At 40.0% G+C, this 18250-nt stretch carries 12 protein-coding genes and 2 pseudogenes; 3 read left to right on the top strand and 11 right to left on the bottom strand.

Features of this window, described 5'->3' with window-relative positions; translation table 11 throughout:
* Positions 1-381 (top strand): annotated as a pseudogene (locus MUB24_RS14815) (DDE-type integrase/transposase/recombinase); the annotation flags it as partial.
* 329 nt (positions 382-710) lie between these two features.
* A complete protein-coding gene (locus tag MUB24_RS14810; protein ID WP_244705388.1) occupies positions 711-1166 on the top strand; it encodes a VOC family protein in 456 nt (151 codons plus the stop codon).
* A 266-nt stretch (positions 1167-1432) separates the two neighbouring features.
* On the opposite strand, the gene MUB24_RS14805 is transcribed toward MUB24_RS14810, so the two are convergent.
* The 11 genes and pseudogenes from MUB24_RS14805 to MUB24_RS14760 form a co-directional block, all read right to left on the bottom strand.
* Positions 1433-2320: a helix-turn-helix transcriptional regulator gene (locus MUB24_RS14805; RefSeq protein ID WP_244705386.1), complete on the bottom strand. Its 888-nt coding sequence runs from the start codon at positions 2318-2320 to the stop codon at positions 1433-1435.
* A 367-nt stretch (positions 2321-2687) separates the two neighbouring features.
* Positions 2688-2753, bottom strand: coding sequence for a hypothetical protein (locus tag MUB24_RS23695; protein WP_396426764.1), 66 nt, complete (start codon positions 2751-2753; stop codon positions 2688-2690).
* Between the two features lie 5 nt (positions 2754-2758).
* The gene (locus MUB24_RS14800) at positions 2759-2971 is read right to left on the bottom strand and encodes a hypothetical protein (RefSeq protein WP_244705385.1); all 213 of its coding nucleotides are present in this window, start codon (positions 2969-2971) and stop codon (positions 2759-2761) included.
* A 102-nt stretch (positions 2972-3073) separates the two neighbouring features.
* The gene (locus MUB24_RS14795) at positions 3074-3919 is read right to left on the bottom strand and encodes a carbohydrate ABC transporter permease (RefSeq protein ID WP_244705384.1); all 846 of its coding nucleotides are present in this window, start codon (positions 3917-3919) and stop codon (positions 3074-3076) included.
* An 11-nt stretch (positions 3920-3930) separates the two neighbouring features.
* Positions 3931-4869, bottom strand: a complete 939-nt coding sequence (locus MUB24_RS14790; RefSeq protein ID WP_244705383.1) for a carbohydrate ABC transporter permease — start codon at positions 4867-4869, stop codon at positions 3931-3933.
* Between the two features lie 57 nt (positions 4870-4926).
* Positions 4927-6201 (bottom strand): ABC transporter substrate-binding protein, encoded by a 1275-nt coding sequence (locus tag MUB24_RS14785; RefSeq protein ID WP_244705382.1) that lies wholly within the window; start codon positions 6199-6201, stop codon positions 4927-4929.
* A 110-nt stretch (positions 6202-6311) separates the two neighbouring features.
* On the bottom strand, positions 6312-7928 hold the full coding sequence (locus MUB24_RS14780; RefSeq protein ID WP_244705381.1) for a DUF6259 domain-containing protein: 1617 nt from the start codon (positions 7926-7928) through the stop codon (positions 6312-6314).
* Between the two features lie 190 nt (positions 7929-8118).
* Entirely contained in the window at positions 8119-8325 is a 207-nt protein-coding gene (locus MUB24_RS14775) for a hypothetical protein (RefSeq protein WP_244705380.1), read from the bottom strand.
* Between the two features lie 158 nt (positions 8326-8483).
* Positions 8484-9173: a discoidin domain-containing protein gene (locus MUB24_RS14770; RefSeq protein ID WP_244705387.1), complete on the bottom strand. Its 690-nt coding sequence runs from the start codon at positions 9171-9173 to the stop codon at positions 8484-8486.
* 282 nt (positions 9174-9455) lie between these two features.
* A pseudogene (locus tag MUB24_RS14765) lies at positions 9456-10817 on the bottom strand (alkaline phosphatase); the annotation flags it as partial.
* A 217-nt stretch (positions 10818-11034) separates the two neighbouring features.
* Complete coding sequence (locus tag MUB24_RS14760) at positions 11035-15228, bottom strand: GH92 family glycosyl hydrolase (RefSeq protein WP_244705379.1); 4194 nt, start codon at positions 15226-15228, stop codon at positions 11035-11037.
* 1298 nt (positions 15229-16526) lie between these two features.
* Here MUB24_RS14760 and MUB24_RS14755 point away from each other — a divergent pair.
* Positions 16527-17846, top strand: a complete 1320-nt coding sequence (locus MUB24_RS14755) for an ABC transporter substrate-binding protein (protein WP_244705378.1) — start codon at positions 16527-16529, stop codon at positions 17844-17846.
* Positions 17847-18250 lie beyond the last annotated feature (404 nt).

The raw sequence follows: 18250 nt of genomic DNA, 5'->3' as shown, positions 1-18250 counted from the left end.
GATGGAAATCCCATCTATCTTCTAGCTCAACATTTTTTCGCCCAACACGACATCCAGTTTGATGTCAAACAGGTGATTGGTCTGACAAATGAAGACCCTGTTTCAACCGAATTCAGGCCCCTTAAACAAGTCATTGAGCGACTTAATCGTACATTTAAGGGAAACTATCGTTCTACACACGGCTTTGGTTCAGAACATGGTTCTGTTTCCTATGTCACCTTGTTTGTCGCTTACTTTAATTTTCTGCGACCACATGCCTCTTTAGAGGGAAAGGTACCTGTTGTCAATCCATCCTTATCAGGTCTTCCTACAATGCCGGCACGGTGGACAAAGCTGATCGAGTTAGCTCAACAATGGATCGTTAAACAGCGGTTAGCCTAACTTTTTGTTTAGCTGAGCCCCTTGTTTTTTATTCGGCTATTCAGCAATCGGCGGAGCGAACTCTTGACAAACCGAACTTGCCAATGGTTTAAAATGGGAAAAACCAAGGGCTTATTTGACCTGCCTTCTTTTTGTCCCCTTCGCCCTTGTTAGTCTGAATTCAAACCATTGGCGTGTTTGTCAAGAGCGATTGCGGCAGCTTACCACCCCTTTTAGACCTTAGAGTAACTTTTCGGCTTTTGTTTTCATAGAATTTTTGACACTACCACGACATACATTTGTCGCCTATGTGATATTATACTGCAAATATGAAAAGGAGGAAATAAATGATGAAAACAATAGCTTATCTACAATTTGATGGGAAGGCAGAAGAAGCGTTAACCTTTTATGAACAGGCACTACAAGCAACAAGTGTAAAAAAAGTAAAATTTGGTGCTTTTGGTCAAGATCCAAAGGCGCCATTAACAGAAGAAGAACAAAATATGATTATGGAATCTCGAATTGAATTTTCAGGGAACGTTTTAATGATGTCTGATGTTCTACCTTCTATGCAAGCTGTGACAGGTGAAATCACAAAGGGGGCTAACGTCTTAATCAGTATCATCGATGCTGATCCAGAAATGAATAAACAAAGTTTTGAAAGACTTTCAGAAGGTGGAACTGTGATCATGCCGTTATCTTCTACACCATGGTCAGCAAGTTTTGGAATGTTGGTTGATAAATTTGGTGTCATGTGGAAATTTAATAGTGAGGCAAGTAAGTTTCTAGATAGTTTCGTAAACTAAAATTTGTTTCATTAAAGTTTGACTTTTAGGATGATTGACTTTGTACATTACGACCAAGCAGTAGCCACAGTAGCTTGATAACCTTACGTATAATATCCAGAAGATTCAATCCTTTATAGACTTAGTTTAGTACGCCCTTTTTAGAAAAAAAGAAAAATAAGCAATGTGATTGATTAAAAGCTAACAAAACAGCTACTACTCAATGTTTTGTTAGCTTGAAGGCTATTGGCCCCGTCCCCAACACGCATGAATCGTGGGTCATTTAATCAATGATTATTATAATGAATCTTATTATAAGCTTTACGGTACTCGGACGGGGTAACCTTTTCATATTTTTTAAAAAGTCTCATGAAATACTTTTCATCCGCAACACCTACTTGATTAGAAATGTTTTTAATTGGCTCACTGGTTCTTGTGAGCAAATCTTTAGCTTTGGCAATCCTCCAGGCGTGAATATATGCTTGGACAGTGATCCCTGTCTTTTTTTTGAAAAGTCGTGAGAGGTAATCTTTATGGTAGTTAAACTTGGTTGCAACATCTGATACGGTAATTCCTTCTAACGCATTCATCCGTATCCATTCTGTTATGTGATTTATAACCGCACCATTCTGTGAATCCTCGGTTGATAAAATCAGCTGGGAAAGTGTCTGTTCCGACAATTCAATTAAGAGTGAAGTCATTAAATAATGCATACTTAAAAATGTATGATAGTTTGAGTTGTCCACATGGAGTAACTGATTGCAAAGAATATTGATGCGCTGGCTAGCATAGGGCGAATCAAATTGGGGGATATAAATTTCTTTTATTTGTTTCCTTTTTTCCGGATGCGTCTGAATTGTTTTGACTTCCTCTCTTACTTCGTGATCACTAATTAAGAAACCAGAACATAAAAAATGAAACCAGTAGAAAGATACATGTTTATTGCAGATTTTAAACCCTCTATGAACCATATCTGGTAAAAGAAGAAAAGTCTCACCTGGGTTTATCTCGCGCTGAATGCCATCCTGCTCAATATAGAGCGTTTCATTAATGCTAATAATGAGTTCGTAACTGTCAATTGTTCTTTCTGGATGGATCCACGGAACTTCTGTTACAAATCTTCCACCTGAAATATACTTCACTGGCTGTTGAATATTGATTTTTAAAAACCGCATTGTTGTATCCTCCCCTTCTAATACAGAATTAATATTGTTGGTAGGTAGAAATAATCACCTTCCTCCAAAAGAAAGCAATCCATAGAAGGCTCAAACACACAATAGAGATTCAAAGCTCTTATCTGTAGGTTTCGGATAACCTAGAAAATGCTCACACCATTTACCTTTTGATACTTGGTGAGAAGGATAATAAGTATTTTAATCATAGTCGACTGCCATCTAAGAAGGCCACAATCGTAAAAATAGTTTTTTTATTGCTATTATAGGAAGGATAAATTAGAGGTTACTGCTGAATATTACGTAAAGCCCTATCACTAAAAATTAAGCCTGGAAGGATCTGTAAGTCAGATCCTTCTTTAATTCAATCTTACTCGTCACGCATCCAAACAAGCATTTCTTCTTCCCCGCGATTACTCCATGCATAGTAAGGAATCGCCTTTATATTTTGAGGATATTCGCATACGGTTTGGCGACATAGACTGCATCCTTTATTTGAAAAGCATCGGTTGGAGGCCTTGAGCCGTTTAATAGATCATGCCGGACGGATAGTTTGACACCATGAGATAGACTAATATCCTGCAAATTCTTTCCATTATCCACTTGCTCCGAGCGGCAATGAACCATGGTTCTTGTTGCAAAGCCACTTTGCAAGTATTTTCTCTCACTTCGAGATGTGAAAGGATAAGCCCCTTTTTATAGTGATTCTATTCTTAAAGGTATTTGGGTCGATAAATAAATATTTTATAGCATAAATTACTTAACAGCCCCACTCGTAAGCCCGCTAATGAAATACTTCTGTAAAAACAAAAATAAAATAATGATCGGAATAAAACTAATGATTGCGCCTGCAGATAACAAGCCCCAATCGGTTCCATACTGGCCAATAGCCATATTTGTCAGGCCCACATTCAATGTTCTCATATCCTGAGAATTGGCGAAGACTAATGCAATTAAAAAGTCATTCCATGTCGTGTAAGCTGAAAAGATAGCGACTGTCGCTAGCCCCGGCCAAACGAGCGGAAGGGAAATCTTAAAGAAGTTTTGAAATTCACTGGAACCATCGATCATCGCTGCTTCTCTTAAACTAGAAGGTAAGGAATCAAATGAGTTTTTCAGCATGAAAACCGAGAAAGGTAACTGAAAAGTAACGTAAACCAAAACTAAAGCCAGGTGAGTATTCATTAAATTTAAGTCTTTCATAATTGAAAACAACGGGATTAATAACCCGTGAAACGGAATCATAAGGGTAATCAAGATAAGCGTCATAATGACATTTTTAAATGGAATATTCAATTTCGAAATACCATAACCAGCTAGTGCACCGACTAAAATAACCACTATTACCGTACAAACCGTTAGAATAACACTATTAGTAATGAATAGAAGAAAACTTCCACCTTCAATATGGAAAATCTCTGAATAATTCTCTAACGTAAACTCACTAGGAATCCATTTCGGCGGATAACTAGTAATGTCACTTGCTTTTTTCAATGATGTACTAACAACCCAAAGAAATGGAAGCAAGAACAAAGGGGCAACCACGATATTGAGCACAAATTTAGATTTTCCCTCTTTTAGATTTGCTACAAAATTTCCCATATAACCTCCTCCTAACTTTCTCCTGGATTTTTCATCATTTTCATCTGAAATACACTAATGATCCCTAAAATGACTAGTAAAATGACAGTCATTGCAGAGCCATAACCAAATTCAAAGTATTTAAAAGATGTGTTGTAAATTTGATGGACAACGGTCGTGGTTGAATGAGATGGTCCGCCATTAGTCATAATCAAAAATTGTTCAAACGCCAAAACCGAGCCGATAACGGAAATAATTAAGGAAAGAAATATTGATGGTCGAAGTAGCGGAAGTGTGATATAGAGAAATTGTTGCCACTTATTTCCCCCATCAATTTTGGCAGACTCATAAACATCCTCTGATATCCCTTGTAAACCAGATAGAAGTATAACCATGGTAAAACCAGCCATTTTCCATACAATCATGAAAGAAACCGCTGGCAGAGAAGTACTGGCATCTCCCATCCAATGAATTGGCTCCTGAATAATGTGGAGACGGAGTAGATAATAGTTTAACAGTCCGTAAAGATCATTATAGATCCATAACCACATTAAACTGGCAGAAACCATCGAAATGACAACAGGCATAAAGTAAACCGCTCGAAATAAAGAAATCATTCGCAATCGACTGTTAATCAGTATAGCTAAAGCAAGACCGACAACAAATAACCCGGGAGTAATTAAAATAGTATATTTCATCGTAAACCAAAGCGCACTCCAATATTGGATATCTTTAAACAATTCGATATAATTTTGAAAACCGATAAACAGCTTCTCTCCAAGTATTGGCCAATCAAAAAAGGACATGATGACTGACTGAAGAAACGGATAGATAAAGAAAACAAAATTCAACAGCAAGGCAGGTAAAACAAATGCAATATGACTTATTTTATATTTGCCTCTTTTCCTAGTTGTTTTTTTAATTAATAGGGATTCTTGTTTCCCGGCAGCATAATTGGTTCCTCTGTTCAAAGTCGTCCCTCCTTATTCGAATAGAACAGAAGGGGGAGATCCTCCCCCTTTATTTCATTAATGATTTAAGATTTGCTTAATTTCTTTATCCGCCTGCTCAAATGCCGCTCTTGGCTCTATCTCCCCTTTAAGGGTACTCTGCATCGCATTGAGTAAAGGTTCACTAAAAATTTCCGTGTATTTGGTTGTATATGGTGCATTGGCAACCTTTAATCCCTCTGTGAATACTTGATATCTTGGTTCTTCCTGAAAGTATTGGTTATCAAAGAAGTCTTCTCTTATCGGAATCGTCCCTGTTTTGGCAAACTGTTCCACTTGTAACTCTTCTGACAGGGCAAATTCAAGAAATTCTTGTGCTTCCTCTTTATACTTAGAGACAGTTGGAATGGCAATTAATTCTCCTCCGGCAAAGGAAGAATGTTCTTTTCCTTCATTTTTCGGAATGAGAGCAACGCCGAAATTAAGATCTGGATAATCACTAGCGATACTTCCCAAACCAAAGTTCCCGCTTAAAATCATACTTGCAGTACCATTGCCAAAGGCATCATTCGATTGACTGCCGGTATAACTAACTACACCACTTGGCGTCACCTTATCCTTAAGCGTAAGATCCCTGTAAAATGTCAACGCTTCGATCGCTTCCTCTGAGTTAATCAATGATTCGGTACCATCTTCGTTCAAAATATCTCCACCATTTCCCCATATAAATGGAAGAAACGTAAAGGCATAGGATCCTAAATCGCCCCCATTATACACATACCCATATCGGTCATCCGTAGTAAGCTTTTTTGCGTATTCTCGCATTTCTTGCCAGGTCTCTGGTGGCTTTTCCGGATCCAAACCTACTTCTTTGAAATGATCTTTGTTATAAAATAATGCAGAAACATCGGCACTAAATGGCAAGGCAAATTGTTTATCTTCATAACGACCGAGTCTTACCATCGCCTTATTAAACTTATCTTTATATTCAATTGAGTTGTAATAATCTGTCAAATCATGAAAGGCACCAATGGATGAAAAATAGGGAGCCAGAATTAAATCAATCGAGATAATGTCCGGACCCTCTCCAGCTGATAGGGCACTAGCAAACTGATCCGAGAGATTATGGTTCGGAAACGCTGTAACTTTTACTTGAAATCCATGATCTTCTTCATTAAATATCTCTACAGCGGCCCTGACATTATTCTCACTAGCTTCTCTCGTCCACATTTCCAGTACTACTTGACCGTCTTCTGAGTTCCTCCCAGCCGAACCCTGATTTGAACAGCCAGATACAAAACAGATCATCATTCCAAGGGTTAATATTCCAATGATCAATTTCAATTTTTCCATTTGCATCCCCTTCCTATTAAATTGTTAGGTCATACAAAGGCAAATGGTAAAACAGGACATGAACCAAATAGAAACTTTCTGAAGACACTTACATTTTTTATCAAAATTGATTAGATGATCCCTGGATGAACCGGTACCCAGCTTTTGGCCTTTTCAATCAATAGCTCCGTCGCCTGTTTATGGTTGCTAATGGTATCTTCCACTATCGATAAAGTTGGGATTAATTCAGGAATGTCTCTTTCCCACGGAAAACCATTTTCATTCCACGCATATTCATGTATTCCTCCAGATCCTTTGCCTGGTGCGGGGTAAGCCAAATAATGCGTTTGCCGTGCATATCTATATAAGGCAGCCCCATGTCCTCCAGGGCGTTTTCTTTCATGAAACAAAGAGAATATGCCCCATAAAACATCATAGCTATTTTCCCCAAACAATAGCGTCTCCGGATGCAGTCGTTTCATTTCTTTTGCCCATTCGACTAATCCTTCGTATGGAGAATAATTAGGGTCATTCTCCCACCATCTACTAATATCTAAGAAAATACCATCGACTCCATAGGAATGTATTAAATCACTAGACTTATCGATCATATATTTCAAAAAATCCGGGTGACCCATGTTGGCTAAAATACAGTTATTTTCTATAAATAAGTCATAATCCCAATCGACCCAATCACAGCGTACCTCATGTCCCCAGGTATCTTTCATGGCTATATTCTCTAATCCCAATTGTTTAATCACTTCTATATTAGCGTTATTCGCACCAAGCATTGGTACTACTTTGACACCTAAATCGTGAGCTTTTTTCACTAGCCGCTGGAAGCCTTGTGCGCCCCCCATGTCTTTACTAGGTTGATATTCCGGATAGTTATAATAGTACCTACCATCCCACCCAGGCAAAAAGGCAAGGACATTGCTCCCATCGATTCTCTTGGTTATCCATTCCAGTATTTTTTCCATATCGGCAAAGGTATTAAATACATGCCCGGTCCAGTGTTCGCCATGAAGGATTGTTACTAGCTTAATTTCATTTAACCACTCAGGAGTATCCTTTCTATCTGTAAAAGGAACGAGGTCAAAGTTTTTTTCTAGGTCCAGACAACGTTCCTTGATGATCGATTCCTTTTTGACACAAGTACCTATGTGCCACTCGGGCATTTGAATGGTATGGCTTCGATATCGTTTATCCTCTTCATGCGCTATATCCAGTATCTGCGCTTCTAAAAAGGGATCATAATGACTTGCAAATCCCTTAGCACGTAACTTATCATCTTTTGATAAAGCAAACCAATGTTGTTCCAATCGATCTTCTACAAACACAAGTGGCATTTTGATATCTTTTGGATAATGTCTAGCACGAATGTCTCGATTAAATTCAAAGGTACTCGTTTTATTTTGATCAAACTGAATTGATATAACATTGATGCCATAAACTTGAAGTAATATGGACTTACAGATTTCCTTGGGATGTTTTCCACTGCCACGTACAATATATCGTCCATCAACTCCTCTCGTGATGGTCATTTCCACCTCACCATCACAGTTTTTTTGTCCACCTGCCCATGCTAATCCAGACGCATGTAATCGCACACCATTCTCCGTGTCTTCGATTGTTACCTTTTCTGGATCTGGGGCATAAGCATTGACCTCCGTGAATAATCGAAGTGAAAAGCTTAAACCGTCTAGCGAAACGAAGCTATCCTTAAAATCATAACCTATGGTATACAAAGAAAATCCACCTCTTTTTGTAAGTTTTAGCTACCTATTTTTCTATTTATCACTTTTTTTCTGTATGTTAATGAATCTAACGTCTCCCTTCTACAGTAACCTTTTCAAGGTATTATTAGTGGGTTTCCTAATTAGGAAAGCGGTATCTAAATCCATATATTACATGATAACTTAACCCATGTAAGTAGCCTTAACATAATAAAAGGTGGACAATATTGACTATAATGAAATGGGTTGAGTAGGAGGAATCCTTTCTACATTTAAGCGCATATTCCGCTCCTTCTTGTATTTCTTCAATCGCCCATTTCACCTTATCCTCGTAATCAACGAGAGATGCCGTTTTCCCATTTACGGTAGGAACCACAATCATCACTCGCGCACCAATTCCTGCAGACATATCTGCTACTGTTCAAAAAAATCACCAATCGAATCCTGTCGAGTCTTTTTAACTAAAAATACTCGAATTTTATCGATTAATCTGTAGGAAAAACAATAAAAAACCCGGCAATAATTGCCAGGCATACTTCTAGTACATATAAAAGTGTCAAAAAAACCTTATTGATATTTTTCTATCAGAAAATCCGCATCTGCCAATAGGCTGTTATAAGCATTTTCGGAAATCAATTCATCATCCCTCTGATGACGAAGCAATTGTTTAAAACCATTTAGGTGTTTGACGACCTTTTCTACTGAATCTTTTTCCTCGAAACGTTGTACAGCAGTCAAATGAACGCGTAAAGCGTGAACAGCCTTGGAATCGGCGAAGGCCCCCTCCTCTTCAAAACGTTGAACGGACACAATCATGTCGACTGAACTACTCGGTGGAGAGTGTTCAACCCAATTGGATAAAGCAATTTCTGCTAATTGCGTACCGCTTTCTCCCGAATTTTTGGTGATGTCAAATTGGTAGTAGACATATTTTTCGTCGTTTTTAAAGCTAAACGTTTTTCTTTGAAAACGTTCTTCAAATTTGACTCCGCTTTGGACATCGAGTTTTGTCCAATTCTCGCCGTCATTGGATCCATATAGCGTCCAATTCTGTGGATCTCTGCCGGGAAAATCGTTAGCAGAAGTGAAAGCGTAGTTGGTGACAGCTTCAGGTTGTAACAGCTTCATCGTGATTTTTGCCGTGTTCTTATGGGAAAGCCATTTAGTTTCGTGATTACGATCAATCAAATTCGCGTCTATCTCACCTCTGCCAGGGTTGTCCCCATCTGCATGCAGTGATTCTATTTCATCGGTCACATCCCCTGGAATGCTGTCATACAACTGGATGGTACGTGACAAATGACCGATCTGTACATGATGGGATCCCTCGTTCACATCCTCAACTGTAAAAGTGACCCTTTTATTTTCCTTTGGCTCTAGCTTAATCGTCTTTGATTCGATCAAATCACCATCAAAATAAAAATCGATCTTTTCTTGACCCGCAATGGAACCAAAGTTTGTGAAAGTAGCGGATATTTTTGCATCTGTTCCTGGATTCGCCCTGATGGCTGTGATACGTGAAGTTTGGAACAACGCTGTTCCCTCTCCGAGAATTTGAAAAATGTGATGAGCGATATCCGTATTTTCAATTTTTCCGGTAAACAATTCTTTGCCCGGGCCATACGCATAGACAGGAACATCTACGCCTGTATGCCAGTTCGTTGTCCACCCCGTATTCGTCCGCTTATCAAAGATACGATTGATCGCACGATGCAAATCTCCTTCACTTCCATCTTTTACATCCTTGACAGATTGTATTTCTTTATCTGTTAATTCAAAATCAATGTATTGAGACAGGGTCTCTTCCACAGAGGCACCGTTCTTAATTTGCTTTGCCATAAATTTTGGGGTTCTCTTTGCTTTTTTGATTGGATTTGGATCCCAAGTACGGCTACCATCGGAACCAATCGCTAAACCCCCCGTTTCATGATCAGCTGTAGCAATAACGAGTGTGTGCTTATCCTCTTTGGCAAAGTCGATTGCGGCCTGAAAAGCATCCTCAAAATCTTGCATCTCACTCATCGCTGACACGATATCATTATCATGGCCACCTTTATCAATGGCCCCGCCTTCAGACATCAGGAAAAAGCCGTCTTTATTCTTGTTTAGTCGTTCAATGGCACTGACGGTCATTTCTTTTAAAGAAGGAACATTGTCAGGACGATCAATCATTTTTGGTAATTCATCCGATGCAAATAGTCCCAGCGCTAGCTCATTATCATCATTTAAAAGCTCGGTCCGATTGGTAAGATAGCTATATCCGTCTTTCTGAAATTCGTTGCCCAAATGACGGTCATCTCGTTTAAAATACTTATCCCCGCCGCCAAACATCACATCCACCTTATGTTTCCCGTTGACTAAAGCATCATAATAATCGGCCGCAATCGCATCGTAATGATCCCGATGAATAGCATGTGCACCGAAACCAGCCGGTGTCGCATGATTGATCTGTACGGTCGTGACAAGCCCGGTTGCCTTCCCTACTGCTTTCGCCCGCTCTAGGACGGTTTCCACGGGTTGTCTCTCAATGTCGACACCAATCGCCCCGTTATACGTCTTGATTCCTGTGCTTAACGCAGTGGCGGCGGCTGCCGAATCCGTAATGCTCCCTTCCTCCTTATCAGCAGAATAAGTAGAAGCCATTCCCACAAGGTGAGAATCGAAACTCGTATCTTCCATAAGTGGTGTAGACGGGTCATCTTTAAGGTAACGATAAGCCGTTGTATAAGCTGATCCCATGCCATCACCGATTAATAAGATAACGTTTTTAATTTCCGGACCTTCGTATTCCTTCGCCTTGGAATCATTTATTTCGCTCCCCATACCGGGCAAAACCGTGGTAAAAACTAGAATAGTAAAAAATAGTATGAAAGACTTCTTTAACATGCTTTTTGCTCTCATCTTCATCCTCCTCTTAAAGGTTACGTTTTTTCAGCTCAATAACACCAACCGAACCTCGCAAACTCGCAACTTCGGGATGGATCACCCTTAAAAAGTAATCTGGAATGGAAAGGGGTACTCCTCTGTGACATGTCATCCACAGAGGAATACAGAACACTATCAATCAACTTTATTCTTTTGAGAGAGTTGTTGAATCTCCTTTGCACTTAGTGCTTGCTTAATGCTGTTCCTCACCTTGTTGCCATCGCTCAATAAAATAATCAGCGCTGTCATAGAGGATATGATAGGCATCTTCAGATATTAACGCACTTTCTAGCTGATGGTCGAGCAGCGGTTTAAAACCGTTCATATGCTTGAGAACCTTATCAGCCGCTCCTTGTTGTTCGAACCGTTCCACAGCTGTCAAATGTAACTGCAAAGCATGGGCAGCACTGCCATTCTTAAATTCTCCCTCTTTCTCGAAGCGTTCCACAAGTGACTGCATGCCGGCACTGAGGGAACCGAGCATTTCGCCGCTGAATCCGAGCAGTTCTACTTCTGATAATGACGTGGCACTATCTCCACCGTTGCCGGTAATTTCTAACCGGTAAATGGAATATCTGCCCGCGTTTTTAATTTCAAAGGCCCGTGTATAACGACGCCACTTGAATGATTCTTCCGTTCGTTGATCCAATACCGTCCAGTTTTCTCCATCATTGGAGCCTTTCAATACCCAGCTTGTTGGATCCGCCGCTTGCAAATCAGCTCCGGAAGTCAGCGTATACATGATGGCTTGTTGTTTTCCTCCGGTGAATTGATATTGAATCCAGGGGTGATCGCTTTCGACCGTCCAGCGCGTATCTGACGTATTGTCGAACAACAGAGCCGTATTGCCTTTTTCACTATCCGTTGCGATCCCTGCATCCCCATCAGTTAAATCTTTAAGCGGCTGGGGAGGCGATATCCCGTCTGTCACTGCAGGCGCAATCGATTTCGGTAGGTCCGTTAAATGGCTTCCCCATTTGGAAGGCTTTGGCCCCATGTCGAAATCTAACGTCGCACCACCGGCAAGATCAGCATGTGCAATATAATTTTTCGTATAATCTTTCCCATTTAATGTAACACCTTGAATGTATAGATTCTCCCTGCTGTTGTTCGGGGCATTAATGACAATATCCTTCCCGTTTTCCAAATGGATCGTTGCCTTTTTGAACAAAGGTGCACCGATCGCATACTCTGGGGTACCCATTTTCAGCGGATAGAAGCCGAGGGCACTGAAAATATACCAGGCAGACATTTCACCATTATCTTCATCTCCCGCATACCCCTGTCCAATTTCACTGCCAATATAAAGCCTATTTAATACTTCACGGACTTTCTCCTGTGTTTTCCACGGTTGACCGGCATAATTATACATATAAATGATGTGGTGAGCCGGCTGGTTACTATGCCCGTACATGCCCATTCTCAAATCTTTTGCTTCTCTTTCCTCATGAATCGTGCCACTTGTTGTCTCCGGTGTGGCGAAAAGTTCGTCAATCTTTTTGGCAAGTCCCTCTTTCCCACCATAGAGGTTGGCCAAACCCTGTCCGTCTTGTGGCGCGTGAAAGGCCATATTCCAAGCATTCGTTTCTGTATAGTCTCCCCACCAAGAAGCAGGATTGAAATTCTCTGGCGTTGATCGCCAGTTGCCAGATGCTGATCTTCCCATAAAAAATCCGACATGTGGATTAAACATATGGACATAATTCTGGGCACGATTCAGGTAATATTTGTAGTCTTCTTCGTAATAAGGGTGATAGGGATCTGTTTTGTCACCTTTCACGGCGAGCGCGTTGGCCAAGTTTGCAATGCCAAAATCATTGATATATCCATCCAATGCCCAAGACAGACCTTCACCAGTGGATGTGTTCGTATAACCATCAAAAACGGAAGTGGCCATTCCTTTTCTACCGACGTTAGCGTTCGGAGGTACAACAGCTGCGTCCTTCAGCGCCGATTGGTAGAATCCTTGTACGTCGAAATTGGTGACACCTTTAAGATAAGCATCTGAAAAGGCAATGTTCGCACTTGTGCCGACCATCAAGTTAGCGTATCCCGGCGAAGACCAGCGCGAAATCCAGCCACCATCCCGGTAATGCTGTACAAAGCCATCGATCATCTCCCCGGCTTGCGTTGGGGTAAGCAGTGCATAGGCCGGCCATGTGGTGCGATACGTGTCCCAAAATCCATTGTTGACAAACACCTTACCATCCTCAATTTTTGTACATGTTTCTGTTGCCGTACTTGTCGTACATGGATTGATTGCAAGCTGGCTCGCATATTTGTATACCGGTTCATCGACCGTGCCGACATTTTCATACGCAGAATTGGGATATAGGAATAAACGGTACATATTCGAGTATAAGGTGATGAGCTGGTCTTCCGTTGCCCCTTCGACCTCGATAATACCTAATTTGTCATCCCAAGCTTGTTGTGCCTTCTCTTTGATCGTGTCAAATGTGTCCTGTGAACCAATTTCCTGCTCTAAATTTTTCCTTGCTTGATCGACACTGATCAAAGATGTCGCAATCTTCATCGTCATAATCTTTTCTTTTTTCGTATCAAATTTGTAATACGCTGTCACGTTATTGCGGTCTTCTCCGGTTAACTTGCCACTTTCGACTACCGGCTGATCGAATGTCGCATAGATGAACATACGGGTCGCTCCTGTGGAAAGACCGCTCTTTTGATCCGTGTATCCCGAGATCGTTCCGTTATCGGGATCAAGAGTAATCCCCCCGCTATTACTCACATTGTCGAATATGAGGTTAGAGGAATCATCCTTGAACGTGAACCTCATAATCGCCGCATGATCGGTCGGGGTCATCTCTGTTTGAATGCCATTTTCAAAGGTAACGCCATAGTAATGGGCGTGTGCAGCTTCATTTTCATGCTTGAATGGCAGGGCACGCGTGTTACGATTCGCACTCGGTTTGCCGGTGGCATCAGATGGCATGACCTGGAATGTTTGGCGGTCCCCCATCCATGGACTTGTCTCATGGCTTAAGGCAAAGGCTTGGATCGTCGGAAGATTGTCAGCATTATTATTTTCGTGATAGGCATAGATCCAATTCGAGCCTGCGTTTGTCACTGGGGTCCAGAAATTAAACCCATGTGGTACGGCAACCGCTGGGAAGTTATTCCCCCGTGAAAACGTGCCGTTTGACTGTGTGCCACGAAGTGTATTGACATAGTCGGAAAGTCTGTTATATGTTTTCTCTACAGGATTCGCTTCAATTTTAATATCATCAATGGTGCCTTTAAAGACTCCCGGCCCTGTGGGATTATCGTAGGCAATGAGTATGCGCTTAATGGTTTTTCCCGCTGCAGCATCACCGATTTTTGATTTTTTAAAGTTCCACTGATTTGGGTAAAGCGTATTTGATTTACCTTGATCTTGCGGGTTAAGTTTAATGCCGTGATGGTCAACTGCATCAAGCTCATGCAAATAGGTGCCATCGGAGAATGCAAGGTCGACGGCTGCATATGTGCTTGAATAATCCAAATGATCCTTGCTAAACTCCGGAAGAATATAATACGATAGTTCGGTATCCGCTGTTACAGGAATGTCGACGTCAAAAATTTTATTATACGAATAAGCACGCCCTTTAGTAAGATGCGTACCAGAATACGTAAACGCCTTCAAACCTCTCCAACCAACGTTTGTTTTAGCCGTATAGGCACTTGACGGCCCATTTGAAATAAAGGATTTCATATCCGCAGGAGGTGGTGGCGGAACGTCAATACCGTTAGATAGCTGGATTTCAGCTAATTGCGTAAAGCTGTCTCCGGCATTCTTTGTAATATCTAGGCGATAATATACATATTCAGTCCCATTCTCAAACTCATAAATTTTCGTTTGGAAACGGTCTTTGAAAGATTCATTCGTTCTAGTATCCAAAGTCGTCCATTTTTTACCATCATTGGATCCCGAAAGTTTCCAGTCCTTAGGATCTCGACCCGGCTCGTCATTAGCCGAAGTAAACGCATACTTGATAACCGCCTCAGGCTCGGAAAGCTGAAGTTCAATCCAAGCAGTTCTTTCACGCCCAAGCCATTTCGTATTGACATCCCGATCAATCAACTGCTGTTCTGTTTCATTAGGCGGATTGTCAGCACTTGCCGTCACTTGCACAACTTTGTCCGTAATGTCTCCTTGAATGCCGTCAAACGGAATGTTACCGTCAATCCCACTGGTCATTTTATTGCCCTTAGCATCCGTTTCGACGGTATTCTCCCAATCCGGTTGCGGATCCCTCTCCTCAAACGAGGTGAAAAAAAAGGTTGAGGTTGCCAAAACCGTTTCAACAGGCGACGTAGGCAGAACCACATCCAGTAGAACCAAACAAATAATCACGACAAAGAGCTTTATTAATTCTCCTTTTTGCACTTTTTTTGTTACCCTCCTTTAAAACTCTCTTCATCTTTTAGAACACCTGCACGCTTGTCCCCTATTATGAGGGGATTCCTGTTAAAACCTCCTTCGTTATTTGGTTATTTGTTGCCTAATTGTCATTTTAATACATCTACTGATATATGTTTAGGGTAAATTTTCTATACTTTCTTGTTTTTGTCTTCAAAATTTTACGATCATACATGATCATTTAGGAAGGAAAGTCATTCGTGAACATAATGACAACTCGATCGTTTAATTTGTTGGAATAATTCTTCACATACATTAAAACCTCGGTCAGTAGGATTTATCATCCTGAATTGCAGCATACACATCAAGCCCGTAGACATATAACAGGTAAATCACCATTTAAGTTAAATTTATATCCTTTTTGATATCGCCTGCAAAATGCAAGATTTGCGTCGGATGAGGATTGAATAACCTCATCCGATGCAATTCTCTTCTTTATATCATAATCTTTACGCTTCTTCCCAGAAACGTCTTAAATTGTCCAAACCAATTTAAATAACTCCTTTTTTCGGCGACTTGGTCTCCACCTTTAAACTTTACTGATATTATATCCTATTTCTAGGATGCACATATTTGTAAGTACAACGGTTTCATTTCTAACACCTCTCTAACATCTCTTAATACAATTTATTCAATATAATATTATAATAAATAAATTTAAAATTCTAGTCTAAATACTTCATCCCTTCCCTTCTCTTATGAGAAAATTGTTAAATATACGCTTAATGACATATTAATAATATCTTTACTGTTATAACAAATTATGCTATATTGGATATATTACATTTAGTTTAAGTATTTGAATTATTTTGCAGTTTTCTCCTTAAAAGGGACTTCAAGGGGGGGAGGGATTGGGAAAATGTTAATGAATGTAGATCAACACGTATAGGATGAACAAGTTTCAACATCCAAGTTCAATATGATTGATTCATAGTGTCCGAATATGTTAATTGAAATAATCAACTTGACTCTTGCAAAAAATTTGTCGTCAACATTTGTTGAATGATGACTAGTTTTGTAATGTTTGCGCGAAATAAAATGACACCTCGCTTTTTGTGGCATTGGAAATGGGTAACAAACAAACACAAAAAGGAGATGTCTAAGGTTATGGTATCCTTTCATTCTGCCATTGTCACTTAAAAGTCTATAATTGAAAACGTTTAACTCAGCCTTGAGAAATTGCAACAACATGTTGATAAGAATCACATGACAAGCAAGGTCTTAAAAAATTGTTGAAATTACCTAAAATACGGGAGGTTAATTGCGTGAGTATAAAAATAAGAAAATTCCTAATGATGTGTCTGCTTTTTTTATTAGTGATAGTTGCTTTTGGCTGTGCTAATGATACGAATACTGAACCAAATGATGAGGATAACACAGCAGGTGATGAAGTGGAAGAGGGAGATCCAGATCCAGTTACTCTACAAGTAGTTGTAGGTTGGGATGAAGAAATGTTTAACAATCGTTTTAAAGATCCGATCGAAGAAGAATTTCCTTGGATTACAATTGAACATATTCAATCAGGTTCTGGTAGAGAAGAGTTAGAAGAATTGTTTGCTAAAGATTTGAATCCAGATATTATCTTTGAACTCTCTCCCGACAATATGGAGTACTTTGGACTTGATTACGATCTAGATGAACTAATCGAGAAACATGGCTATGATGTGAGCCATATCAACCCAGTTTATTTAGACGCTATTCGAGCTAAAGATCCAGAAAGACGACTTTTAGGTATGCCATATGAGATTGTCAACTGGGTGTTGTTCTATAATAAAGATATTTTCGATACCTTTGGTGTTGATTATCCAACAGAGGATATGACTTGGAAGGAAGCGATCGATTTAGCAAGTAAAGTATCTGGTGAGCGAAATGGTGTTCATTATCGTGGTTTAGATTTAGGACCTGCGCATGTACCATTTGCACAATTTTCAGTGAATCGCACTGATCCTGAAACAGGCGAAGTTTTAATCCAAGAGGAAGAGGAATTTGCTAGGTATCTAGATTTAATCCAAGATATAGGAGCACTAGATAATTCAGGTGAACCTTTCTTCGATGCAGCTAAATTTACTGATGAACGTTCTACAGCCATGTTCGTTGAGTTTGTTCAAGCAGTAGATTGGTGGTCAGAAGCAGAAGGCCTTAATTATGATGTTACAGCACTCCCTACATGGGAGGGTGGACCAAAAGTAACGCATCGACCTGATTTTGGGATCCTTCCTTGGAATATCAGCCCTCTAAGTGAAAACAAAGACGCAGCGTTTAAAGTTATCACTTATTTTACCGAAACAGAATATCAGACATTTGCTGCTCGAATTGGTCTCGGGCCTACTAGTGTAGAAGATGAAGTTCTAGAACAATTCTTCCAAGATTATGAATCAACGCATGATAAAAATATGCAATCTACTTTTGCTCATCCGCCTGCAAGCCCACCGGAGAATATTAGTAGATGGGATGACTATGTTGATTTTAACGTACACCGTTGGTTAAATGATGAGGAATATATGAACATTGATCGAAATGAATATTTGCGTATTGTCGCAGAAGAATCAGCTGCAAAGATTCAGGAGGCAATGGGAGCAGAATAAAGAAATGGTTGTATGATATTTTCAAATAATTATCGGGCATATTCTTCACCTTACTAAGAAGAGGAGGGTATGCCCTTTATTTTTTATATTGGGGAGAGTGCAATGATAAGATTATCCATAACTAGTCGACCAGTTGAAAAAGACATGGTATGAGTAGGCAAACCGGACAAACGTTTTCCTGTTAATCAAAATGAATCATAAGATATGCGACACGTGGTCATGTTGGGGAGGAATATCATGCAAGCAAACATTAAACAATCGCCTAAAGGGCCTGCAGATCGGAATCTAAATCTATGTTAATTTTGAAGTGTCAAAGTTTACGAGGAGAAGTTATATGAATAAAGGATCTTTAATGTTTCCGATTCTTTTCTTATTACTTGGATGTATATTAGGAGGATGTAGTC

Origin of the sequence: Lederbergia sp. NSJ-179 (assembly GCF_022867885.1) — a bacterium.
Classification (GTDB): Bacteria; Bacillota; Bacilli; order Bacillales; family Bacillaceae_C; genus Lederbergia.
This window is presented reverse-complemented; position numbering and strand designations above follow the sequence as displayed.